This window comes from Rickettsiales bacterium Ac37b (assembly GCA_000746585.2).
Taxonomy (GTDB): Bacteria; Pseudomonadota; Alphaproteobacteria; order Rickettsiales; family Arcanibacteraceae; genus Ac37b.
Genome location: CP009217.2, coordinates 836,759 through 860,228, shown reverse-complemented (window position 1 = coordinate 860,228; position 23,470 = coordinate 836,759). Strand labels below are relative to the sequence as shown.

The 23,470-nt window shown below is 31.4% G+C and carries 25 protein-coding genes and 1 tRNA gene; 16 read left to right on the top strand and 10 right to left on the bottom strand.

The annotated features are described in order from the left end of the window. Window positions 1-6: 6 nt before the first annotated feature. The 10 genes from parA to NOVO_04240 all read left to right on the top strand — a co-directional run bounded on the left by parA (window position 7) and on the right by NOVO_04240 (window position 7,793). Entirely contained in the window at window positions 7-786 is a 780-nt protein-coding gene (parA, locus tag NOVO_04285) for a Chromosome partitioning protein ParA (GenBank protein ID AIL65239.1), read from the top strand. 13 nt (window positions 787-799) lie between these two features. Beyond that, complete coding sequence (parB, locus tag NOVO_04280; GenBank protein ID AIL65238.1) at window positions 800-1,648, top strand: Chromosome-partitioning protein ParB; 849 nt, start codon at window positions 800-802, stop codon at window positions 1,646-1,648. Then, window positions 1,638-2,489, top strand: coding sequence for an HAD hydrolase (locus NOVO_04275; GenBank protein ID AIL65237.1), 852 nt, complete (start codon window positions 1,638-1,640; stop codon window positions 2,487-2,489). The genes parB and NOVO_04275 overlap by 11 nt, the downstream gene beginning before the upstream one ends. Before the next feature lie 109 nt (window positions 2,490-2,598). Continuing rightward, on the top strand, window positions 2,599-2,826 hold the full coding sequence (infA, locus tag NOVO_04270; protein ID AIL65236.1) for a Translation initiation factor IF-1: 228 nt from the start codon (window positions 2,599-2,601) through the stop codon (window positions 2,824-2,826). Between the two features lie 2 nt (window positions 2,827-2,828). Beyond that, window positions 2,829-3,422 (top strand): Septum formation protein Maf, encoded by a 594-nt coding sequence (maf, locus tag NOVO_04265; GenBank protein AIL65235.1) that lies wholly within the window; start codon window positions 2,829-2,831, stop codon window positions 3,420-3,422. A 30-nt stretch (window positions 3,423-3,452) separates the two neighbouring features. Then, window positions 3,453-4,202: a putative transcriptional regulatory protein gene (locus NOVO_04260; GenBank protein ID AIL65234.1), complete on the top strand. Its 750-nt coding sequence runs from the start codon at window positions 3,453-3,455 to the stop codon at window positions 4,200-4,202. Beyond that, window positions 4,199-4,678 (top strand): Crossover junction endodeoxyribonuclease RuvC, encoded by a 480-nt coding sequence (gene ruvC, locus NOVO_04255; GenBank protein AIL65233.1) that lies wholly within the window; start codon window positions 4,199-4,201, stop codon window positions 4,676-4,678. Before NOVO_04260 ends, ruvC begins: the two co-directional genes overlap by 4 nt. Then, window positions 4,675-5,280, top strand: coding sequence for a Holliday junction ATP-dependent DNA helicase RuvA (gene ruvA / locus NOVO_04250; GenBank protein ID AIL65232.1), 606 nt, complete (start codon window positions 4,675-4,677; stop codon window positions 5,278-5,280). Before ruvC ends, ruvA begins: the two co-directional genes overlap by 4 nt. Next, entirely contained in the window at window positions 5,277-6,299 is a 1,023-nt protein-coding gene (gene ruvB / locus NOVO_04245; protein AIL65231.1) for a Holliday junction ATP-dependent DNA helicase RuvB, read from the top strand. The genes ruvA and ruvB overlap by 4 nt, the downstream gene beginning before the upstream one ends. Continuing rightward, window positions 6,300-7,793, top strand: a complete 1,494-nt coding sequence (locus NOVO_04240) for a hypothetical protein (GenBank protein ID AIL65230.1) — start codon at window positions 6,300-6,302, stop codon at window positions 7,791-7,793. 55 nt (window positions 7,794-7,848) lie between these two features. Here the strand turns inward: NOVO_04240 and NOVO_04235 are convergent, their stop codons facing one another. Beyond that, on the bottom strand, window positions 7,849-8,925 hold the full coding sequence (locus NOVO_04235; protein ID AIL65229.1) for a lipopolysaccharide ABC transporter permease LptF: 1,077 nt from the start codon (window positions 8,923-8,925) through the stop codon (window positions 7,849-7,851). 190 nt (window positions 8,926-9,115) lie between these two features. Beyond that, entirely contained in the window at window positions 9,116-9,712 is a 597-nt protein-coding gene (gene pdxH / locus NOVO_04230; protein AIL65228.1) for a Pyridoxine/pyridoxamine 5'-phosphate oxidase, read from the bottom strand. A 101-nt stretch (window positions 9,713-9,813) separates the two neighbouring features. Between pdxH and NOVO_04225 the strand changes: the two genes are divergently transcribed. Further along, window positions 9,814-10,026: a hypothetical protein gene (locus NOVO_04225; protein AIL65227.1), complete on the top strand. Its 213-nt coding sequence runs from the start codon at window positions 9,814-9,816 to the stop codon at window positions 10,024-10,026. A 2-nt stretch (window positions 10,027-10,028) separates the two neighbouring features. Here the strand turns inward: NOVO_04225 and NOVO_04220 are convergent. After that, window positions 10,029-10,105: transfer RNA gene (locus NOVO_04220), tRNA-Met, on the bottom strand. 126 nt (window positions 10,106-10,231) lie between these two features. Then, window positions 10,232-11,401 (bottom strand): Periplasmic binding component of lipoprotein LppC, encoded by a 1,170-nt coding sequence (locus NOVO_04215; protein ID AIL65226.1) that lies wholly within the window; start codon window positions 11,399-11,401, stop codon window positions 10,232-10,234. Between the two features lie 66 nt (window positions 11,402-11,467). On the opposite strand from NOVO_04215, the gene rsmI reads away from it, so the two are divergent. After that, entirely contained in the window at window positions 11,468-12,328 is an 861-nt protein-coding gene (rsmI, locus tag NOVO_04210; protein AIL65225.1) for a Ribosomal RNA small subunit methyltransferase I, read from the top strand. Between the two features lie 117 nt (window positions 12,329-12,445). Here rsmI and NOVO_04205 read toward each other — a convergent pair whose 3' ends face one another. After that, window positions 12,446-13,159, bottom strand: coding sequence for a phosphoglycolate phosphatase (locus NOVO_04205; protein AIL65224.1), 714 nt, complete (start codon window positions 13,157-13,159; stop codon window positions 12,446-12,448). 158 nt (window positions 13,160-13,317) lie between these two features. On the opposite strand from NOVO_04205, the gene pyrC reads away from it, so the two are divergent. The 4 genes from pyrC to NOVO_04185 all read left to right on the top strand — a co-directional run bounded on the left by pyrC (window position 13,318) and on the right by NOVO_04185 (window position 18,252). Next, complete coding sequence (gene pyrC, locus NOVO_04200; GenBank protein ID AIL65223.1) at window positions 13,318-14,649, top strand: Dihydroorotase; 1,332 nt, start codon at window positions 13,318-13,320, stop codon at window positions 14,647-14,649. Window positions 14,650-14,892: 243 nt separating this feature from the next. Beyond that, a complete protein-coding gene (locus NOVO_04195; GenBank protein ID AIL65222.1) occupies window positions 14,893-15,990 on the top strand; it encodes a hypothetical protein in 1,098 nt (365 codons plus the stop codon). A gap of 29 nt (window positions 15,991-16,019) precedes the next feature. Next, entirely contained in the window at window positions 16,020-16,892 is an 873-nt protein-coding gene (locus tag NOVO_04190) for an Integrase core domain protein (protein AIL65221.1), read from the top strand. Continuing rightward, window positions 16,879-18,252, top strand: coding sequence for a hypothetical protein (locus tag NOVO_04185; protein AIL65220.1), 1,374 nt, complete (start codon window positions 16,879-16,881; stop codon window positions 18,250-18,252). The genes NOVO_04190 and NOVO_04185 overlap by 14 nt, the downstream gene beginning before the upstream one ends. Window positions 18,253-18,366: 114 nt before the next feature. On the opposite strand, the gene NOVO_04180 is transcribed toward NOVO_04185, so the two are convergent. From NOVO_04180 to rplM, 5 genes are all read right to left on the bottom strand, one after another. Beyond that, window positions 18,367-18,684, bottom strand: coding sequence for a hypothetical protein (locus tag NOVO_04180; GenBank protein AIL65219.1), 318 nt, complete (start codon window positions 18,682-18,684; stop codon window positions 18,367-18,369). Window position 18,685: 1 nt separating this feature from the next. Beyond that, the gene (gene ftsZ, locus NOVO_04175) at window positions 18,686-20,122 is read right to left on the bottom strand and encodes a Cell division protein FtsZ (GenBank protein ID AIL65218.1); all 1,437 of its coding nucleotides are present in this window, start codon (window positions 20,120-20,122) and stop codon (window positions 18,686-18,688) included. 146 nt (window positions 20,123-20,268) lie between these two features. After that, the gene (gene guaA / locus NOVO_04170) at window positions 20,269-21,828 is read right to left on the bottom strand and encodes a GMP synthase [glutamine-hydrolyzing] (GenBank protein AIL65217.1); all 1,560 of its coding nucleotides are present in this window, start codon (window positions 21,826-21,828) and stop codon (window positions 20,269-20,271) included. A gap of 638 nt (window positions 21,829-22,466) precedes the next feature. Beyond that, on the bottom strand, window positions 22,467-22,922 hold the full coding sequence (gene rpsI / locus NOVO_04165; GenBank protein ID AIL65216.1) for a Ribosomal protein S9: 456 nt from the start codon (window positions 22,920-22,922) through the stop codon (window positions 22,467-22,469). A gap of 8 nt (window positions 22,923-22,930) precedes the next feature. Then, complete coding sequence (rplM, locus tag NOVO_04160; protein AIL65215.1) at window positions 22,931-23,404, bottom strand: Ribosomal protein L13; 474 nt, start codon at window positions 23,402-23,404, stop codon at window positions 22,931-22,933. Window positions 23,405-23,470 lie beyond the last annotated feature (66 nt).

Genomic DNA, 23,470 nt, shown 5'->3' with positions numbered 1-23,470 from the left:
AAAATGATGACTCAAATTATATCTGTAGTAAATCAAAAAGGTGGGGTGGGAAAAACAACAACAACAACAAATTTGGCAACAGCATTGGCTGCTGTAGGAAAAAAAACTTTGATTTTAGACTTTGATCCTCAGGGTAATGCTAGTACTGGGCTTGGTGTTACTAAAGAGCAGAGAATCCATACAATTTATGATGTATTAACTGACCAAATCAACATAGATGATGCTATAATTACAACAGAAATTCCTAAATTGCATATAATTACAGCGACTGTTGATTTATCAGCGGCTGAAATAGAACTCATAAATTTAAAACGAAGAGAATTTGTTCTAAAAAATAAATTAGATGAAAGCAAGCAACAATATGATTACATTTTAATTGATTGTCCACCGTCTTTAGGTATTTTAACTTTAAATGCTCTTGTCGCGTCTAAATCTATTATTATACCTCTTCAATGTGAATTTTTTGCTTTGGAAGGATTAAGCCATTTATTGCAAACAATACAACTAGTACGTAGTCGTCTTAATCCAATATTGGATATAAATGGGATAGTATTAACTATGTATGATAAACGCAATAAATTAACAGAACAGGTAGAATATGATGTAAGAGAATGTTTGGGTGAGAGTGTTTATAAAACAGTGATTCCGCGCAATGTTCGTATTTCGGAAGCTCCATCTCATGGAAAGCCAGCATTAATTTATGATTTAAAATGTTCTGGGGCTATAGCATATGTGCATTTAGCTAAAGAAATTTTAAATAAAGAACAGATGGTAATTGCAGCTTAATAGAGAGAAAAATATGATTAAAAATAAAGCATTAGGTAGAGGATTGTCAGCGTTGATTAGTGAAAATGTAGATAATAAGGATAATTATCTTGAGGATAGTATTGCTATTGAGATGATAATAGCTTCTAAAATTCAGCCAAGGCAAATTTTTTCAGAAGAACATATTTTGGAGTTAGCTGAATCTATTAAGAAGAATGGTATAATTATACCGATTATAGTTAGATTTTCAAAAATACATAATAAATACGAAATCATAGCTGGAGAGCGTAGATGGAGAGCAGCTAAATTGGCAGGATTATCGAAAATACCAGTCATTATCAAAGAAGTGGATGATAATCAAGCTTTAGAGATAGCATTAATTGAAAACGTACAAAGACAAGATTTAACAGTTCTTGAAGAAGCAGAAGGGTATAAAAAATTAATTGAAGAATTTAATTACACTCAAGAAAAATTATCAGAAGTAATTGGCAAAAGTAGGAGTCATATAGCGAATTTGTTAAGGTTGTTAACATTGCCAGATAGTATAAAAGAAATGATAAATAGGGGCGAATTATCTATGGGGCATGCTAGAGCAATAATGAGTGCTGAAAATATAGACGATGCTGCTAAAGAAGTAGTAAAAAACAAATTAAATGTAAGACAAACAGAATCGTTAGTAAAAAAAGAAAATAAATTATTCTCAACAAAATATGATAAAGCACATAATGAAGATATAATTAAATTAGAAGAGACAGTATCACAAACTTTAGGTATGAAAATTACAATAGAGGATAGTCCAGATGGTGGAAAAGTTACTGTTTTTTTCCAAGATTTAACCCAATTGGATACTATTTTACAAAGATTGAGCAATCATGGAATATAGTAATATAAAATCATATCAAGTATTATTAATAGACTTATTTGGAGTAATACATGACGGAAAAAACCTTTACCCCAATGTACAAAAAGCATTAGAAAGCTTTAATTATTATAATAAAGAAGTATATTTTTTGTCTAATGCTCCACGTAGAGCAAATAGCGTAAAGCAGGTATTAAAAAAATTAGGCATAGATAAGAGTTTGTATAAAGATGTAATTACTTCCGGAGAGTTAGCCTATCTATTATGCTTAGAATATAATTTATTAAAAGGAGATTATTTCTATATAGGTTTAAAGCAAGATTCTGATGTTTTTGAAGGATTAAGGTACAATGCTGTACAGAAAATTTCTGAGGCATTATGCATAGTTACCACAGGATTTTTTGATGATTACAAATTAGAAACTATCATACCGTATTTGAATGAAGCATTAAGTAAACAGCTAATAATGTTTTGTTTAAATCCTGATTTAGAAGTTATGAAACAGAATGGACAAAAAGAGTTATGTGCTGGTACTATTGCAGCCATTTATACTAAAATGGGTGGACAAGTAATTTATTTTGGTAAACCATATGATGCTATTTATGATTTTACCAGTAGAATTGCCAATATAACTAATAAATCTAAGATATTAGCAATTGGGGATGGCTTAGAAACAGATATTTTAGGAGCAAATAAATTTGGAATAGATTCACTTTTTATTGCAGGAGGAATGTTTAAAAGGGAAGTGTTAACTGATAATAAGATTGATCAACAACAGTTACAAAGGTTGTGTAAAAAATTTAATGTTATGCCTACTTTTGTAACTCCTTTATTATCATGTGATGATTGGGTCAATTTCGTATAAAAAGAAATTTTTGTAGATTATTTATGGTAAAACGATACAAAACTCTTGCGAGTAAGGGGATTAATTGGTATTAATTATATCAAATTAAATATAATGTAAAGATAGATGTATGGCAAAAGAAGAAGCAATTGAAACAGAAGGAACTATATTAGAATTATTACCTAATGCTATGTTTAGGGTTAAGCTTAGTAATAATTGCACAATTATTTGTTATACTTCAGGAAAAATGCGTAAAAACAGAATAAGAATATTAGTAGGTGATATTGTAAAAGTGGCAATCACGCCTTATGATAAGACCAAAGGCAGAATTACAGCTAGGAATAAAGAAGTTTATTAGTGATGTTAAGTAATAAAGAAGTGTTAGTATTAGCATCTTCCTCAGAAGGGCGTTTAAAATTACTTCACAGTATGCAAATTTATCCTGATCAAATATGTCATCCTGATATAGATGAAACACCTCTAAAAGACGAATTACCAAAAAGTCTTGCTCTAAGATTAGCAATAACTAAAGCTAAAAAGGTGAGTAGTGGTTTTTCTGATGCTATAATTATTGCCGCTGATACCGTGTCAGCATGTGGTAGAAGGATTTTACCTAAAGCATCATCGGATGAAGATGTGATGAATTGTTTAAAATTACTTTCAGGTAGAAGGCATAGAGTTTATAGTGCTGTTTCAGTTTTACGTATACATCAAGGTAAAATTGAAAAACAAATTTCTAAATTAACCATAAATATAATTAGATTCAAACAATTAGATGAGAGTGAAATTATCAACTATATACTCAGTAAAGAAGGTTTAAATAAAAGTGGTGGATGTAATATTGAGGGTATGGCGTCTGGATTCATAAAATGGATGAAAGGCACTGTTTCCAGTATAATAGGGTTACCACTTTATGAAACTATTTCTTTAATTAAGAGTATAAAGCACTTGTAATTAATAATAAATATAAAGTGAGTTAAAAGAGTGGCAGGTCATTCACAGTTTAAAAATATAATGCATAGAAAAAGTGCTCAAGATGCAAAACGAGCTAAATTATTTACTAAATTAATTCGAGAAATTATTATTGCAGTTAGGGAAGGTCAAGCTGATCCTGATTTTAATGCTAGATTACGTAGTGCGATATCTACAGCTAGATCATTGAATTTGCCTAAAGATAAAATAGAAAATGCTATTAAAAAAGGATCTACTATAGGAGAAGGCGATAATTATGAGGACATTCGCTATGAAGGATATGCGCCTGGGGGAATTGCCCTAATAGTGGAAGTATTAAGTGATAATCGTAACAGAGCAGCTTCAGAAATTAGATCATCTTTTACTAAATATGGAGGGAGCTTAGGTGAAACAGGTAGTGTAAGTTTTTTATTTGAACATATAGGTTTAATTATTTATCCTGCTAAGGTATCAACTGCAGAAGAAATGTTTGAGACAGCTTTAGATGTAGGCGCAAATAGTTGTGAAAGTGATGAATTAGTACATGAAATATGTTGTGAACCTGAAGCTTTTGGACTAGTTCAAAAAGAGTTAATAAATAAATATGGTGAACCTGAAGTTTGTAAACTAGCATGGAAAGCAAATTCATTAATTGATGTAGAAGGGGAACAGGCAGAAAAATTATTGAAGTTAGTTAGTGTACTAGAAGATAATGATGATGTACAGAATGTATATGGTAATTATAATATTACTGAAGAAATAATGAAAAAAATAGGATTGTGACTTTTATTTTAGGTATAGATCCAGGGTTAACTCGCACAGGTTGGGGAATTATTAGTAGCAATGGCCAGCATATTAGTTATATAAAAAGTGGTACTATTATACCTCCTGTTGTATCTGATATAAGCATAAAATTGGAGTTTTTATATAAATCCTTGACGGAAGTAATTCAAAATCATGAAATAGATGAATGTGCTATTGAAGAAAGTTTTGTAAATAAAAATGCTTCAACGTCTTTAAAACTTGGTTGTGCAAGAGGGGCTATATTATTAACTTTAAGATTAGCTGGGTTAGAAATAAAAGAATATGCTGCTAAATTAGTAAAAAAAACAGTCACAGGTGTTGGAAATGCTGAAAAAGTACAAGTTGAACTTATGGTAAAACACTTATTACCAAAGGCTATAGTAAGTTCAGCTGATGAAGCAGATGCTTTAGCAATTGCTATATGCCATTCTTCTTTTCAGAGAGTAAAATTATGATAGGTAAATTAACTGGTAAGGTAGATCATATTGACAAAGATACAGTATTAATTGATGTGATGGGGGTAGGATATATAGTATTTTGCTCTAATATGACAATTAAAAAATTATCTGTACAGCAGGAAAATGTTAGCCTTATTATAGAAACTTATGTACGTGAAGATCAAATTTCATTGTATGGTTTTTATGATACTCATGAAAAATACTGGTTTGGTGAATTAACAAAAATTAAAGGTGTGGGTCCTAAGCTCGCGCTTACAATTTTAGGCACTTTAACGCCAGACGCTCTTGTGAAGGCTATAGCTCTTCAAGATAAAACAAGCTTTGCTCCTATTACTGGTGTTGGGCCAAAATTAATTGAAAGACTTTTGACTGAACTTAAAAGTCATAAAAATATTTCAAATATTGTTATAAGTAGTGATGCAGAAACTCATGTAACTAATACTAGATATGACGCTCAAACAGATGCAATATCGGCTTTAGTAAATTTAGGATATGCTAAACATGAAGCTTATCAAGTTACTAATAGATTGATAGCCAATAATGATAACGTGACTACTGAGCAGCTTATAAAATTGGCTCTAAAAGAATTATCTAAATGAATACATTACCAGATTCCAGTAATTTAGTAAATTATAATGCGAGTGAGGAAGAAAAACAGCAAGAAAAGAAATTACGGCCACTCAATTTGAGTGATTTTATAGGGCAGCAAGGTACTAAAGAAAATTTACAAATATTTATTACAGCAGCAAAAGCAAGAAAAAGTGCTTTAGATCATGTTTTATTACATGGTCCTCCTGGTCTTGGCAAAACCACTATGGCACAAATTATTGCCCGAGAAATGGGAAGTAACTTTAAAGCGACAGCTGGGCCTTTATTAACCAAGGCTGGAGATTTAGCTGCGCTTTTAACTAACTTAGAGCAAGGTGATATATTATTTATTGATGAAATTCATAGGCTGCCTACGCAAGTAGAAGAAGTACTTTACTCAGCTATGGAAGATTTTACTTTAGATTTAATTATTGGAGAAGGGCCTGGAGCACGTAGTGTACGTATAGATATACCTCCCTTTACTTTAGTAGGTGCAACAACAAGACTAGGATTACTTACTAACCCATTGCGGGATAGATTTGGCATACAACTACGTATGAATTTTTATAGTTTTATTGAATTAGAACAAGTTATAGAAAGAGGAGCGAATATTTTAGGATTAAATACTACTATAGATGGTCATCATGAAATTGCCAAAAGGTCGAGAGGTACTCCGCGTATAGCACTAAGGTTATTAAGAAGAGTTCGTGATATTGTAGAAGTATATGAAAATGGTATAATTAATGCTAAGAGTGCAGAACTAGCATTACAAAGATTAGAGGTAGATAATTTAGGTTTGGATGTAAATGATAAACGTTACTTGAATTTTATTGCAGAGCATTATGGAATGAATCCGGTGGGTTTAGAAACCATTGCAGCAGCACTTTTTGAACAAAAGGATACAATTTGTGAAACGATAGAACCATATTTAATTCAACAAGGGCTTATTCAGCGTACTCCAAGAGGACGGATCTTAACTATACAAGCATTTAGTCATTTAGGTTTAGTGGTACCCGAGGTAGATAAGTAAATGTTTTATACATATCTAAAGTCAATACGTATCAAATATTTACCATTATTATTTGTATATTTTGCTAACAGTTTTTGCCTATTTAGCCAGATTGCTGAAACTTTTTGGTTTAAGAATGATCTTTTTCTTACAGCAGAACAATTAATATCAATTACGATTTGGGCTAACGTGCCATGGACTACCAAAATATTTTTTGGCCAACTCTTAGATTCAGTTAAAATATTCGGGAGCAGAAGACATATATATATAATAATAGCAGCTATTATAATGTTAAGTGGTAATGTTATTACTATATCTATAGCTAATCACTGGCCTTTCTTAAATCATTATTTTTCTACTTATCAATTGTTAATTATGTCTGGGGTCTTGATACAGCTAGGGTTAGTTATTCAGGACTTAGTAGCTGATACATTATGTTATGAAATTGTAGATAAGGTCGATAGTAGTGGTAATGTACGTAATGATGCAGAAATAAAACAAGAAATAGGGCATGTACAGATATTATCGAGAATATTTGAGATTACAGGTTCCATATTAGCTGCTTTAATTAGTGGAATTATAGCAAGTAAATTTTCTTATGGTACTATTAGCTATTTTATTCCAATAGCGTCTTTAATAAGTATATTGGGAGTATTAATAGCTAAAAAAGAACCGGCTAGTCAAACGGAGCCGGTTAATATATTATTATTTATTGCAGGGGTCATTTATTTAGTATTTATTGGGTTTATTTCTTTATCTAATTTTGAATATGGTCAAGAAATAATTTTCTTTACAGGTACAATTATAGTATCTTTGTCATTAAATATAATATGTAAACATCTTAGTGTGCAGCAAAAAAAAGAGATTTTTGGTATATTATTAGTGTTATTTACTGTGAGAATCATGCCTGTTTACAGTCCTGGGGTTGAATGGTGGCAAATTGATATACTAAAAATTACTCCTGAAGATTTTGCTATATTTAACCAAATTAGCATTATACTCGGTTTAATAGCAGTTATTTTTATTGCGAAGCGTGTATTAAGTTATAATTTGGTTATAGTATTATTATGTTTTAATATTATACACTGCATATTACAACTTCCTATGATAGGAATACATTTCGGATTGCAGGAATGGTCTATGGAGATCTTAGGTATAGGACCTAAGGTTTTTGTATTGCTAGATAAAATATCTGAAGGTCCATTTAAAAGACTAGAATTTTTGGTATTGTGTACGGTAATTACCTATTATTCACCCAAACATAACATAGCCAGTTGGTTTGCGTTAACTATGAGCTTAATGAGTTTATCCTTTGTTTCAGGTAGTAGAATTATAAAAAAGATGCTATCTAAAGAATATCTGATAGAACGAGGTTATTATGCTAATGTAGGTGAATTAATGATTACAACTACTGCTATTAATTTCTTAGTACCAACTATAGTCATTTTAGCAGTATGGTATACAATACTACGAGGCAAAAGGCATACTTACTTGAGTTCAGCTTTGCAAGAATAGCACGATTCATTCTGTATTCTTAAATAATTTTTAGTCTACGTTTGTGTGCGCTGCTTTAAAGTGCTCTGTAACGACAAAATAATAAATAATTACAGAAAATAATAATAAGACCAATAATACCATATATTGATGGCACTATTTTGGGGGTTATGGTTATTATATTATTAAAACCAATAAATAATACAATCATAGCTATTGCACATATAGAGGTAAAAGTTATGCGTTTAGCTTGTCCTCTACGACTAAAGTGACGTGGATATATAGCAATTAAAGCCATGATAGTTAATATAAAATTAAGTAGAGGCCAAGTTAATCTATAATGTGCTTCGGCCTTTAATTTATTGAACATTTCTGGTATCTCGTCTTGGGGAGGATATAAGAGTTCATTGAGGTAACGTTCTTGAGGTTCACGCCATCTTGTGGTGTAATTATTAGACTTTAGCTCTATATTATAGGAAAGATAATCAAAATATAGTATGTCTAATTCATTATATTTATTAACTTTCTGACGATTACCGTTATATAATTCAAAACTTATAAAATTATCTTTTGTAATTAATTTAGCAGTTTCTGCCATGAGAGTTGTGGTGTCCGTAGTACGAGCATCATAAATAAATATACCGTTGAAAGAATCATCCGCTGTGCGTTCAGCAATATAAATAGTGAGTCCCTTTTTTTCATTAAATACCCCATCTTCCAAGAAGATAGAGGTATAATTTTCTTTATAAAATGCTATTTTGTTTTTAAAAATATTATAAGAGATAGGTGATACATATAATGAAATGGTATAACTAATAATTAATATAACAAATGTCATAATAAAAGCTGGTAATGATAATGCAAATCTATTTAGTCCTGTACTGCTTAGTACTATTAATTCTCCATCCATAATGAATTTATTATAAACGTAAATAACAGATATAAAGCTGGCTATAGGTAATATTATCATTAATAAGTAAGGTACCATTAATATAGAGAGTTGTAAAAAATCTATAAAATATATACCATTATTTGTGACAAGAGTTAGATATCTTAATGATTGGCTAAGGAAAATAATTGCGGTAAGGGCAAAGCTTATCAATATTACTAAAGAAGTCAGTTCTTTTAAAATGTATTTAACATATAATTTCACGTAATATATCCTAAATAATATTATACATTTACTGCATTACAATAGTTTTTTGAAAACAGTTGGTGTTTTTGTTCTAGGTTAGCAGTTTATAAGGAACGCTACATTATAATTAGCAGAGTTATTATAGTCAAGCAGTCTGAAAATTTCTGAGCTATAAAGTAAATGAAATTTATACAGAGTTTATTTTAGGCTAAGGATATAATAGTGTTATATCCCAGTTCGTAGATTGTTTTACATATAAAATACGAGTATGCATTCTATTTTGGCCTTCATTCCAAAACTCTATAGATTGAGCTGCTAATCTAAATCCAGACCAAAATTCTGGTCTAGGTATATGCTTATTTTTAAATAAAGTTTCAAAGTGAGTGGTTCTAGACTGTAATTGTTCAAAATTAACTAATTTTGCTGATTGTTTAGAAGCCCATGAATTAATCTGAAAAGCTTTAGGACGGCTATTATAATATAGATCTGCTTCATCTGCAGAAATTAGTTCTATCTTTCCTTCTATGCGTATTTGTTTTTCAATGATAGGCCAATATATACATAAGGCCGCATGGGGATTAACATGTAATTCCTGACCTTTTCTACTGCTTAAATTGGTAAAAAAGACAAAGCCTCTTTCATCATATTGTTTTAGTAAAACAACTCGTGCGGAGGGTAAACCATCTTTAGTAGCTGTTGCAAGGACCATTGATTCAGGTCTTAAAGCTCCTGAACTTTCAGCCTCGTGTTTCCATTGTTCAAACAATAAGAAAGGATTGGTTTCAAAAAAGTGGTTATCGGACATATTTATATTGCAGCTTTAAATTATTATATATTATAATTTTATTTTAGGTATTTAAAACATTATGTCATTATTATTTTTAAATTATTTTTGAATGGTGTAAGATGCGTTGGGCAGATATTGAAGTAATAATAGAAGCTTTGGAAGAAAACTATCCTGAAGAAGATATAGAAAATTTAAGTTTACCTAGGTTACATAAACGTATTATATCTTTATTAGATTTTGATGATTATCCATCTACATCTAATGAGTTTATACTAGAGACAATTAAAAAAAAGTGGATAAAATTACGCGAAGATAATATTAACAACCAATAGATTGGTAGCGAAGGAGGGATTTGAACCCCCGACACATGGATTATGATTCCACCGCTCTAACCAACTGAGCTACTCCGCCATAGGAACTATACTTAAGGGTATAAATTTAGCTGATTAACATGTCAAGAGTTTACTATAAAAATATCACAAATTATATTTTTAAGTTCTAAAATGGTTGTCTATTTCATAAGTATTTTCGTTATATTTAATCAATAAAAGTTGCAGAAGACGGTTCAATAACTTCCAAATGTTGATCCAGAATTTTAATAATGGCTAAATTCCTTTCTGTAAGGCCATTGCTATTAAATCTAAATGTACCATCTACTCCTATAAATCCATTTTTATTTATAAGCGCTTCTTTGCTAAAATTCTTCTTATCGGCAAGTGTGCTAGCTAGTGCAATTGCATCATAAGCTAGAATTGATAAGCGAGGTGGTCTATAACCATACTCTCTATTAAACATGTTTTCTAAGAGTTCGCGTTCTTTATTATAGCTACCTGCGAACCACGCTCCATTTAATTCTGATATGGAAAAAGTGTCATAATCATCCCATTGACCAGTGCCAAGTAATTGTACTTGATCAAAATCTAATTTATACTTAGATAATAATGTTAAAATAGCTTTTAATTGATTTCCACCTTCTGGTATAAATAGTGCTTGTTTGTTGATGGAATCGTCTTGTCGGTTATTAAGATTATTGTTGATTGCCGTGACGATACTTTCTACGGCAATCTCGAGTTCAGCTATATTATGGGTATAAAATTCAGTTTTGACTATATTTCCACCGTTATTAATAACAATATCACGTAAAATTTGTGCAACAACACGCCCATAAGAAGTTGCAGGCAATAAGGTATAAAACTGATTAATGCCTTGATTCATAGTATACGCAGTAATTACCTTTATTTGTGCATCAGAAGAAAATCCTAATATAAAAATACCTTTATTGGTTAAATTAGGGTCATTAGAGAATGATATGAGATTTATTTTATTGTTTATTGCTATATCTTTAACTGCCATAGTAGTGTTAGAAAAGACCGGACCAATAATTAATTTTGCTCCATTATTTATTGCTTCTTTTATACGATTTTGTGCCATAAGAGTATCATCATTTGTATCGTACATTAAAAGCTTTATATTATTGTTATTTGTATGAAAAAGAGATAACTCTGCCATTTCTGACATAGCACGCCCTAGCTTTTGCGATTTACCTGAGAGAGGTAAGAGCAATGCTATCTTAACTTGTTCTTGGGTATTAGAAATGGGTTTAGACTTACTAGAAATAGAGTTAGATTTAGAAGCATTTTTTAGTTGGCAAGCAGGAAGTAATATTATACAAACAGCTAAAATAATCTTAATAACATATTTAAACATTATACATTCTATTATATAGTTAGTTCTAAAAATACTTTAATTAACATTAAAATGCTGCTTAATATTATGCAAGGTAAACTTACAGGATTATACATAGTTGCAACGCCTATTGGTAACTATGAGGATATTACGTTACACGCTATGCGTATTTTACGCTCTGTTGATTTTATTATATGCGAAGATACGAGAGTAACGGGTAGGTTATTAACCCATCTGAATATAAAAAAATCTATGTTTTGCTATAATGACTATAGTACAGATCAAGATCGATTTAAATTTCGTAAGAAACTTTCTGAAGGATTAAGTGCAGCGCTGGTATCAGATGCTGGGACACCTTTGATATCTGATCCAGGATATAAGCTAATTCAAACATTTAAAGAAGCTAATATAAAGGTAACGACTATACCTGGGCCTTCTTCTGTTATTGCAGCATTAACAGTTGCAGCGCTGCCCACAGATAGATTTTTATTTATGGGATTTTTACCTAATAAGCATGAAGCTAGACTTTCTAATTTGAAAGAAATAAAAGAGTTGAAAGCGAGTTTAGTATTTTTTGAATCAGCCAAACGTTTAAGAGTTACATTACAAGCAATGTTAGAAATATTTGGTTCGGATCGTAAAATTAGCATATTAAGAGAATTAACCAAGATTTATGAAGAGCATATACATGGCACTATAAGTGAGCTGCTTGAGAGGTACAATAATGTAGATGTTAAAGGAGAGATTGTAATTGTTGTTGGGCCTCCTATTATATATATAATTAAAGATGTAAATGATATTAATGCCCAAGAAATCTTAACATTACTTGCAGCAAATAGTGTAAAAGATACAGCAGCAAAATTATTAGCACGCTATCCTGATTGTATGAAAAAAGAAATCTATGACAAAGCATTATTGCTTTCTGGTAAAAAGGAGAATAGAAATTAGTAAAAAATATTATATAGTTGACTTGTATATGCTTTGGCACTTCCATGAGTGTTTAGGTCATTTAAGTTTATGTGTACCTAATATAAAAATAGTATTTTAAAAGTACCCAGTTTAACATTAATAATGCATTTCCGTTGTTTTGTTAAATAGTTTTGTTTCTATATAATTTTTAAATTGGGTATGATTTTCATATATACAATCTACGGCATAATCAGTAGGAACATGATTTCCATAATAAATTGCTGTACATGGTATATTTTTAGCACATTCTAAATCAAATTTATGATTACCTATAAGCCATATATCACGATTAAATGCACCTTCTTTATAAGTTATGCCGCAATTATTAAGTGCTTTAAATGCCATGTAAGGATCGGGTTTAATTTTATTAAAATCTTCAGCTCCTATTATAAATTTAAAGAACTGATTTACCTTTAGTAATTTTACTTCTTTATCAAGATATTCAAAAGGTTTATTACTCGTTAAAATTAAAGGTACATTTTGCTTTGATAAAAAATCTATTAATTCTTGCGCGCCTGGCTTGAAAATTTCCTCTATTTGTGTGTTTTCAAATGCGTTATAATATTTCTCTAAAAAAACTTTTTTATAATATTCATATTCGTCTTTAAAAGTTTCTTGAAATGTTATGTCAAATGAAGGACCGCGTAATTTCTGATCTAACTCTTCTTTTGTGCCATATTTACCTTGCGTTGTTTCATATACTTTAGTAAATGCATCATTTATGAATCTTAAGGTAGATACCAAAGTTTCATCGAAGTCGAATATAATAGCTTTGGGAGTAACTAATTCTTTACCTGGAATAACTTGCATTTTATTACCTCTATAATTGAATACAAACAAAACATTCCTTTCCCTTGATTTAATATCATATTTATAAATTTGGCAACTTAATGTTATTAAAATTGATTGATTTAAAGAGATAATTATGTCATTTTGAAAAAAATTTTATCATAAAAAGGAAAATGTCTATGCAGCAGCAATGGCAATTGCCACTACGTACAAATCAACATAAAAAAATAGCTTATATAAATGCTAGGTTATACGATCCAAGCACGGGGCTAGATGCGCAAGGAGCATTGCTCACTATCGGAGATCAAATTGCTGATTTTGGTAAGGATTTATTTCGAGATAATATACCGGATGGAATAGAGGTCATAGATTGTAAAGGCCATTTATTAGCGCCTGGTTTGATAGATATGCAAGTGCATTTTCGTGAGCCTGGTCAAACGCATAAAGAAACTCTTGCTACAGGTAGCAAATCAGCAGTGAGTGGAGGAATTACTACTGTAGTATGCCAGCCTAATACTGAGCCTGCTATAGATAGCGTAGAAGTGGTAGAATTGCTTAAAGCAAAAGCAAAAGATACTGCCTATCTGAATATATTAGCATATGCTGCAATTACTAAAAAAAGAAATGGTCAAGAGCTGACTGAGATGGGAAAGTTGGTGGAAGCTGGGGTAGTTGGGTTTACTGACGATGGCGGTCCGGTGATGAATCCTTTGCTCATGAGAAGAGCATTATCTTATTCAAGTATGTTTGGAGTTCCTATTGCCCAGCACGCAGAAGATCTCCACCTTTCTCAAGGTGGATGTATTAATGAAGGAGAGGTATCATTTAAACTAGGAGTTACAGGTATACCGAATATTTCTGAGTCAGTTATGGTGGAAAGAGATCTAGCTATTTTAGGAATTACAGGAGGCAAGTATCATGTATTACATATATCCACTAAAGAAGCTCTTAAGGCTGTAAAACGGGCAAAAGAAGAGGGATTAAAAGTTACCTGTGAAGTAGCTCCTCACCATTTTTTACTAACTGATAAGGCAGTTTTAGAGCATGGTAGCTATGCAAAAATGAATCCTCCTCTTAGATCGGAAGAAGATAGATTAGCTTTAATTCAAGGGCTCCAAGAAGGAATAATAGATGCCATTGCTACAGATCATGCGCCACACGATGAAGAAAGTAAGCAAGTGTCCCTAGCTAGTGCTAGTTTTGGTATAGTAGGTGTAGAAACAATGTTACCATTATCTCTGGAGTTGTATCATAATGGATTACTTTCTTTACAAGATGTATTATCAAAGATGACATCTAAGCCTGCAGAGATATTAGGTCTTCAGTCTGGAAGATTACTGAAGGGTAATAAGGCTGATTTAGTGTTAATCGATCTGAATCGTGAGTGGGTAATAGAGACAGAAAAATTTAGCAGTAAATCTAAAAATTCTCCATTTAATGGAAGGAAGGTAAAGGGCAGGGCAATCAAAACCATTGTTGGTGGAGAAATAGTATATAGCCTTATATACTAAAGTCATATATATTTGTTGCATTTTTAAAATATCAGTATACACAACCTTAGTTATTTAAATGAATTTTATAAATTATAGTCTTGTAATAGTTTCTTTTGTTATATATCTTGCTTAAAGATTTCTTTAATATTTTTACTAAATTTTCCTAACAAATTCTTATTATTTAAGCGTTGATTTCTTAAGTTGTTTTTGATATCTTAAATTAAGATATTAATTATATAATGCAGAAAAAGTTAATAATTTATGAAAAAAAAGTTTCAAAATATAATATCTAAAAAACCTTATAGCGCACAAAAAAGTATTCAGCCTGATGTTAGTAAGTCTGTATATGCTTCGCGAGAGCAAGATCAAGTAGATAACGTATTTGATTTACTAAATCAAGGTCAATATCAGGCAGCCTATGAACAATTAAAGGAAAAAGCAGGTTCTAAGGAGAAAAATATAGATAAAGGTAATATATATTTTACACTCGGCTTTATACTAGAATTTAATTTAACCAAGGATCGTAATATAAAGCCAGAAGACTTACCAGCTGTAATTAGAGGATATTATGAACAAGCTATAGATGCGGGGTGCATAGAAGCCAAGGCTAGAAAATGTTATTTTGATGAAAAAGAAAATATCTCTAATGTAAAAACAGAATATGAAAAATTAATATCAACATATGATAAGAAAAAAGATGATAAATCTGAAGGAGATAATTTAAAACTATTTGCAGGAAATGCGGCTTTTGCTTATTTTCGTCTAGGTAGAATGTGTGAGAAACAAAAACCAGTTGACGAAAATCAGGTAGACGAAGCATTATCTTATTATAAGAAATCTTTAGAACTTTATAATGAGTATGCTATTAATAATTTAGACAAAGCTAGAGTGCTGAATAGGATTGGTTGGATAGAAAGTGCAAAATTTGCAGAAAAATCTCAAAAATATAATACTGAAGAAGAATTTAATCGGGCTACAAAAGATATAGCCCTAAATTTTGAGAAAGCGCAAAAACTAAAGTTACATAAAGCTGATCTTGGCATATTAAATTTAAAAGTATTGCTCCATGAGCGTATAAATAAAAAAGTAAGCTTTGAACATTTAAAAACTAAAATAAATCAAGCCCTAAAAGTTTTTCCTACTCACATAAAAACTCTACTTAACAAGGCCAAGATTGAAGCTATAGCGCCTAGGTGTACAATTTCAAGGGTTGATGGAAGAAAAAAAGAGTATATAATAAGAGCTAGGGATATAATTAATTTGGAGGAATTGTGGGACAAATATTACATGGCTGCGCCACGACTACGCACGCAATTAGAAAAGAATTACAGCGATCGCAAGCTACGATCAAAGAATTAAGTGAACAATATAATATTAACCCTAAAACTGTGATAAAATGGCGTCAAAGAAAAGAAGAAGGAGTAGAAGATCGCTCTAATGCTCCTAAAAAAGCAACTACTATTTTGAAGCCCGAAGATGAAGCTTTGATTATTGCTTTTCGTAAGTCTACGCAATTACCTTTGGATGATTGCTTTGATGCACTTATTAAAGAAATACCTTATTTAACTCGTTCAAATCTTTACCGATGCCTTAAACGGTACGGTTTATCTTGTTTACCCAAAGAAGATAATATCAAAGAGAAGAAGAAATTTAAGGCTTATGAAATAGGATTTATGCATCTTGATATCACAGAAGTAAGAATTGGTGAGGGAAAATTTTACATATTTGTGGCAATATGTAGAGTGAGTAAATTTGCTTATGTTGAGCTGCATAATAATAGCAATGGCGATACTACAGTTAATTTTCTTGATAACTTGGTAAGTAGCTGTCCCTTTAAGATACATACCATATTAACTGATAATGGTGTTCAATTTGCTTACAATGGTTTAGCCAGGTACAGAGCTCCTAAAGCAAGACATAGATTTGATCTAAAATGTAAAGATTACGGTATCAGGCATCGCACAACAAGGCCTTATAGTCCAAGTACCAATGGTCAAGTAGAAAGAATGAATAGGACTATAAAAGAAGCTACTACTAAGAAGTATCATTATACTAGTAGAGAAGAGTTAGATAGTCATCTACAAGCTTTTGTTATGGCTTATAATTATGCTAAAAGGCTTTCTTCTATTGCTAGAAAAACGCCTTTTGAAATGATCTTGACTTGTTACACACAAAATGCTAATAATTTTAGAATTAATCCTAACCATCAACTACTGAAACCGTACAAGGCAAAGATTCGGACGCTTTGTGGCTCTAATTGAAAACACTTTAAAAAAAGTGTGTAATGAAGAAGTTCAATCTGAATTGGTTATGACTAAAGAGGAATATAAGTTAATGGATGCGCAAAGCAGGTTCCAGGCATTGATATGTGAAAAATTCAGAGTGGGTAGAGATACTATTGAAACAATAGCAGGTGGGAGAGCTTTACCACTTCCGGATACCATAGATGATATAAAATATATACTAGATCGTAGCCTTATGGCCATGAATATACCTCCTTTATGCTATATTGGTAATTTATTAGGAGGTAATGCGTTCACATACGTCATAGGTGCTTTTGCTACGGATGTAGCTTATAAATTTTATAAAGATGTTGTAATTAATGCTAATAAGGAAGTTGATGAAATGCTTCCACGAGGTCAAAAGTCACTAGATTTGATTGAAAAAATCTCAAAGGAATTAGCAAAAAAATATGGTTCTCAACTTGCAAATATTAAAGATGATAAATCACTAGAATTTCTTGCTGATGCGGCAGTAGAGCGAATGATGAACCATTTATTTTCTCATACAGGGATAATACAAAAGATAATGAAGAAAGTTGATCCAAAAGAGTGGTTTAATCGTATTATGGATAATGATCCGGTACCTCTGGATTATGAAAAAATGCTATATGAAGGTATATATAAAGGTGAATCAAATAATAAGAAAAGATTTTTATATACTGAAGTAGTACAAGGAAGATATGGTAAAGATTGGGTAGCAGACGGAATACTTAGTAAAGCTGGCGTCATGCTAGAGGATGGACGCATATTTGGTAAAGTTCGTGATATTGAAAAATATGGTTGTATTATAGGAACGGAAGATGAGGTTAAAAATAGAGGATTATCATCCATTAATCAAAGGGAATTATCGCCAGAGTTAATTGATGAAATAAATAAAGACCGTGATAAGCAAATTCACGCCCAAAATAAGTTAGAAAACATAATAAAGCCAGTCTCTAATCAGACCTGTATACATAAACAAGCTATTAAGCCTCGTCATAGTAGTAAAGCTCTCATAGCTGGTTTATTAGTGACAGGTTTATCATTGTTATTTTGGGCATTTCCAGAAGTTCCTATAATTGCTACCCTGATTCCAGGGGCTCTTCCCTTAATTGCCAATTTTGTTCCTGGAACATTTGTTTCTGGGATAGGAATCTCTGTATGGGGGTTAATAGGTAAAGTACGTAATACAGATGCGCCTCAAAATGTTAATGATGTAGAAAAAGCTCAGAATATAAAAGATGAGCCTTTAGAACTTATAGTACCTTTTATTAAAGAAAGGGTAAAAGGGCCAAGCTATGTTGATTTGGTAATGAAGAGTCGTGATAATAGTATGCAAGCTCTGATAAGCGGAAGTTAATGTGCTTAATTAAGGATATATAACTTAAAGATATATCCATATCAAAACCTAAAATTATTTATGAGATATTATTTACATTCAAGATCCCAAGCGTTTTTTATATGTACAGGCCATTTATAGGGAGATATGAAAATTGAAACGCATATTTGCGTTTATGAATTTCATATTAGTACTACTAAACAAAGTTGCTGCCCTAGTAATACGTTTTTTCTGTTTGTACGTTATTGCCTCATATAGATATACAGCGCTAGTTCTTAGCTTAACTTCTATAAAAATAAGTGTATTATTTTTATAAGCTATTATATCGATTTCTCCAAATTTATTACGTACTCTAGTTGCAATCACTCTATAAAGCTTAAATTTTAAGAACAATACAGCAAGTTTTTCAGATACTATACCTAAAAAATAATGCTGTTTCCGAGCATCATTCACTCTATTTATTAGTATTTTTGCGTCTTAAAAAAGCTGGTATATCAAACACATCTTCACCTAAACCATCTGCTGATACAAGCTCTTCTTCTCTTTCGTATGATTTATTGTGCTCTTCTACATTAGTACGTAATCCTACTGAGTTGGCCATACGCCCAAATAAACCTAAACGTGTATTTTTATCTGATAATTTATCATTAGCTTTTGAAGAAGCAGGAGTCGTATTATACCTAGTATTATATTTTTCTGTTTTTTTTACATTCTCACTATTTGGAATATCATATGAAAATTGTGATTCTACAGAACGATTAGATGAAAAAACCTCATTTTGATGCTCATAGCTATCAGTATCTTCTTCTGCTAATTTATTCTCATGTAATTCTGTAGTAGTAATTTTAGAAGATATTGCAGCTTTACTATTATTATCTACCATATCTTTGAGTAAATAATATTTATCATTTTCCTGATGGGAATGAGCATCTATTCCAGTCGCGACAACAGACACTCTTATACGCCCTTCCAATGCTGGGTTAAATGTAGATCCAAAAATAATATTAGCCTCTTCTGCATCTACTTCATCTCTAATACGGTTTGCTGCTGCATCTACCTCAAAGAGAGTCATATCAAGTCCACCAGTAATATTAATTAGGACTCCTCTTGCACCTTTCATCGAACAGTTATCTAATAATGGATTAGCAATAGCAGCTTCAGCAGCTTTAATAGCTCTATCCTCTCCTTCTGCTTCGCCAGTTCCCATCATAGCCTTGCCCATTTCACTCATCACAGCACGTATATCTGCAAAGTCTAAGTTAATTAATCCAGGCATAATCATTAAATCTGTTATACCACGTACGCCCGCATGTAACACCTCATCTGCCATACGAAACGCATCTGCAAAAGTAGTTTTTTCATTAGCAAGCCGAAATAAATTTTGATTAGGTATTACAATTAATGTATCAACATATTTTTGGAGTTCTAACAAGCCAAGTTCTGCCAATTTCATGCGATGTGCACCCTCAAAATGAAAAGGCTTTGTCACCACACCTACAGTCAAAATACCATGTTCACGTGCTATACGAGCAATTACTGGAGCAGCTCCTGTACCTGTTCCTCCTCCCATACCAGCAGTAATAAATAACATATTACTGCCTTGTAAATTATCTATAATTAGTTCAGCTGCTTCTTCTGCGGCTGCCCTACCTACTTCTGGTGAAGCACCTGCACCTAACCCTCTAGTAATAGTTTCACCTAATTGAATTCTGTTTTCTGAAAGTGAATATTCTAAAGCTTGAGCATCTGTGTTTGCTGTAACAAATTTTACACCTTCTAAATTAGCACTAATCATATTATTTACAGCATTACCACCAGCACCTCCAGCACCAAATACTGTAATACTAGGTTTTAATATGGTATTTTCTGGTAAACGTAAATTTATGCTCATAATATCCTCTAATTTAGAAACTTTTTACTATAATACTCAAAAATCGGTATTAAATACAAGTTTTATCTATAAATACTTATAATTTTGTATATCACTATATTCGTTATATCCTAATAAGTTATTAATGCTAAACAATCTAAGGGAAATTATTCCCATTCAATTGTACCTGGGGGTTTACTTGTAATATCATATACTATACGATTAATACCCTTAACTGAGTTTATAATCAAGTTACTTGTAGAACGCAGAAAATCATATGGGAGATCAAAAAAATCGGCTGTCATAGCATCACATGAAGTTACTGCACGTAAAGCACAAACATGCTCATAACTCCTACCATCTCCCATAACCCCTACTGTTTTAACAGGTAATAATACTGCAAACGCTTGCCAAATTTTATCATATAATCCTGCTTTTTTTAAAGATTCTATAAATAAATAATCAGCATTTTGTAACATAGATATTTTCTCTTTGGTTACCTCGCCTGGTATTCTAACTGCTAAGCCTGGTCCAGGAAAAGGATGTCTATTTAAATATTCATCAGAAATACCTAATTCTTTTCCCAGTAATCTAACCTCATCTTTAAATAATTCTCTAAGTGGTTCAATTAAAGTAAATGTCATATTTCTTGGCAATCCACCAACATTATGATGAGATTTTATAGTATTTGCTACTGTATGTCCTACTGAAGATTCTATAACATCTGAGTATAAAGTACCTTGTGCTAAGAAATCTATTTTACCTAATTTGGAGGCTTCTTGATCAAACGCCTCAATAAAAAGTTTACCTATGATTTTTCGTTTTTCTTCTGGGTCAGTAATACCTTTTAGGCTATTAATAAATAATTCGCTTGCATCAATATGATTGAGTTTTACCCCTAGTGATTCAAAAGTATTTTTAACTTCTCTAACCTCATTTTTTCTTAATAATCCTGTATCTACAAAAATACAATTAAGATTATCGCCTATGGCTTTATTTAATAAAATAGCAACAACTGTAGAATCAACTCCACCGCTTACACCACAAATAACTTTTTTATCACCAACCTTATTACGTATTTCATTTATAGATTTATCAGCAAAAGAAGCAATATTCCAAGAAGGGTTACATTTTGCAATTTTAATTACAAAATTTTCTAATAATCGCATTCCATTAATAGTGTGGGTTACTTCAGGATGAAACTGAACAGCATAAATACCAAGTTGCTCATTTGCAATTACCGCAAAGTTAGTGTGAGTAGTCGCTGCGAGCTTATGAAATCCTTGAGGAATTGCTACAACTAAATCACCATGACTCATCCATACATCATGTTGCTGACCTTTGGTCCATACATTATCAAAAAGTATAGAATCTTCAATAATATGTAAACTTGTTCTTCCAAATTCTCGGTGTTCTGCTTTCTCAACCTCTCCACCTAAAAGATGGCAAATTATTTGTTGTCCATAACAAATGCCGAGTATGGGTATACCTAAAGATAATATTTCTTTATTTAAGGTAGGAGAATTCTGTTCCAGTACAGATGCAGGACCACCTGATAAAATAATTGCTTTTGGATTAAATTTTTTAACTTCTTCAATAGTAATATTGTTTAATTTAATCTCTGAATAAATACCATATTCTCTGATTCTACGTGCAATTAATTGGGTAACTTGAGAACCAAAATCTAGAATTAAAACCTTATCTATAACTGTATCAATATTTAACATAGGTATAAAAATTTTGCTTAAAATTTAAGAAGAAAATTGAAACTAATTAATAGTTATCTTTATAACTCTTATGTAATATCAATATACGAGACATATTGCAATGCTAAAATACTAAATTTTAGTATATTTTAGAAAAATTATTTTTAAATAAAATACGTATTTTAATTATTATATATATAGATTATAGCGATATTTTCATCTTATAGTAAATAACGTTGAAACATGTATAAGATAGTTTCAAATGATGTATGGATTGTACAGCTACCGACCTACTACAAGTAAATAAAATGTAGCTCTGGACTATAAAAACATTTGAATTCTGGATGCAGTTAGCTCATAGTTTTCCTACTATTTGGATGTTTCGCTTATCGCTCCTAGCCTCAAATACAACTTAATTTACTAAATTTACTATATAATTTTTTAATTTAAATATGTGTGCGTTGTTCCTTGCAGATGTGCTAATTTTATACTATTCGCTACTCTCATGTTTCCTTCTAATTGAAATTACTTTACTACACTTTTACCCATAATCAATGAGATAAAAGCATCATATTGTGATTCCACTTTCAGTAGAAAAATTTTTGAATACAAAAGAGATTTATGAGCTTCCAAATGAAGCTCATAAGATGAAAAGAAAATTAACGTTTTGAGAACTGGAATCTCTTACGAGCTTTTGCTCTACCATATTTTTTACGTTCTACAACTCTACTATCTCGTGTTAAAAACCCACCTTGACGAAGTGGTTTATGTAAATTTTCATCAACTTGATCTAGAGCTCTGCTTATACCATGACGTATAGCACCAGCTTGACCAGATAATCCTCCACCTGTTACTGTACATAATACATCAAACTGCCCTACAGTTTTGGTAGCTTCAAAAGGCTGATTTACTATCATTTTAAGTACAGATCTACCAAAATAAGTATTTACTTCTTTACCATTAATAACAATTTTTCCACTGCCTGGGCTAATCCATACGCGGGCGACAGCTTCTTTTCTTCTACCGGTACCATATTTACGTAAAGCAGGCTCAACTTTATTAGTAGAACTCTTTTTTACTACTTTTACTGTAGATTTTTTAGTGGTTACTGCCATATATCCTCTTATTTTTTACTATTTTTATTATTCATAGATGCGATATCTAACAATTGAGGAGTTTGCGCCGCATGCGTATGTTGTGGTCCCTTATATACATAAAGATTTTTCATTTGTACTCTACCTAAAGGACCTCTAGTAATCATACGCTCTACAGCATCTCTAATGACTCGCTCGGGATATTTACCACTTAATATATCAGTAGCATTACGCTCCTTAATACCTCCAGGATATCCTGTATGATAATAATATTTTTTACCATGTTTTTGATCTGTTTTACGGCCAGACAAAAATATCTTTTCAGCATTAATAATAATTATATTATCACCACAATCCATATGAGGTGTAAAAGTAGGTTTATGTTTGCCACGCAACATCTTAGCAACTATTGTTGCCATTCTACCTAACACTAAGTCAGTGGCATCAACAACAAACCATTTTTTCTGAATATCAGAAATTTTTGCAGAATAAGTTTTTTTCATAATAAATTCTATTTACTCACAATCATTAATTATAAGGAGTAAATATTACAAAAACCCCCCACTTGT

Coding starts and splice junctions, on each gene's coding strand:
- parA (AIL65239.1), top strand. CDS start 7: ATGACTCAAATTATATCTGTAGTAAATCAAAAAGGTGGGGTGGGAAAA.
- parB (AIL65238.1), top strand. CDS start 800: ATGATTAAAAATAAAGCATTAGGTAGAGGATTGTCAGCGTTGATTAGT.
- NOVO_04275 (AIL65237.1), top strand. CDS start 1,638: ATGGAATATAGTAATATAAAATCATATCAAGTATTATTAATAGACTTA.
- infA (AIL65236.1), top strand. CDS start 2,599: ATGGCAAAAGAAGAAGCAATTGAAACAGAAGGAACTATATTAGAATTA.
- maf (AIL65235.1), top strand. CDS start 2,829: ATGTTAAGTAATAAAGAAGTGTTAGTATTAGCATCTTCCTCAGAAGGG.
- ruvA (AIL65232.1), top strand. CDS start 4,675: ATGATAGGTAAATTAACTGGTAAGGTAGATCATATTGACAAAGATACA.
- ruvB (AIL65231.1), top strand. CDS start 5,277: ATGAATACATTACCAGATTCCAGTAATTTAGTAAATTATAATGCGAGT.
- NOVO_04240 (AIL65230.1), top strand. CDS start 6,300: ATGTTTTATACATATCTAAAGTCAATACGTATCAAATATTTACCATTA.
- pdxH (AIL65228.1), bottom strand. CDS start 9,712: ATGTCCGATAACCACTTTTTTGAAACCAATCCTTTCTTATTGTTTGAA.
- NOVO_04225 (AIL65227.1), top strand. CDS start 9,814: ATGCGTTGGGCAGATATTGAAGTAATAATAGAAGCTTTGGAAGAAAAC.
- NOVO_04215 (AIL65226.1), bottom strand. CDS start 11,401: ATGTTTAAATATGTTATTAAGATTATTTTAGCTGTTTGTATAATATTA.
- rsmI (AIL65225.1), top strand. CDS start 11,468: ATGCAAGGTAAACTTACAGGATTATACATAGTTGCAACGCCTATTGGT.
- NOVO_04205 (AIL65224.1), bottom strand. CDS start 13,159: ATGCAAGTTATTCCAGGTAAAGAATTAGTTACTCCCAAAGCTATTATA.
- pyrC (AIL65223.1), top strand. CDS start 13,318: ATGCAGCAGCAATGGCAATTGCCACTACGTACAAATCAACATAAAAAA.
- NOVO_04195 (AIL65222.1), top strand. CDS start 14,893: ATGAAAAAAAAGTTTCAAAATATAATATCTAAAAAACCTTATAGCGCA.
- ftsZ (AIL65218.1), bottom strand. CDS start 20,122: ATGAGCATAAATTTACGTTTACCAGAAAATACCATATTAAAACCTAGT.
- guaA (AIL65217.1), bottom strand. CDS start 21,828: ATGTTAAATATTGATACAGTTATAGATAAGGTTTTAATTCTAGATTTT.
- rpsI (AIL65216.1), bottom strand. CDS start 22,922: ATGGCAGTAACCACTAAAAAATCTACAGTAAAAGTAGTAAAAAAGAGT.
- rplM (AIL65215.1), bottom strand. CDS start 23,404: ATGAAAAAAACTTATTCTGCAAAAATTTCTGATATTCAGAAAAAATGG.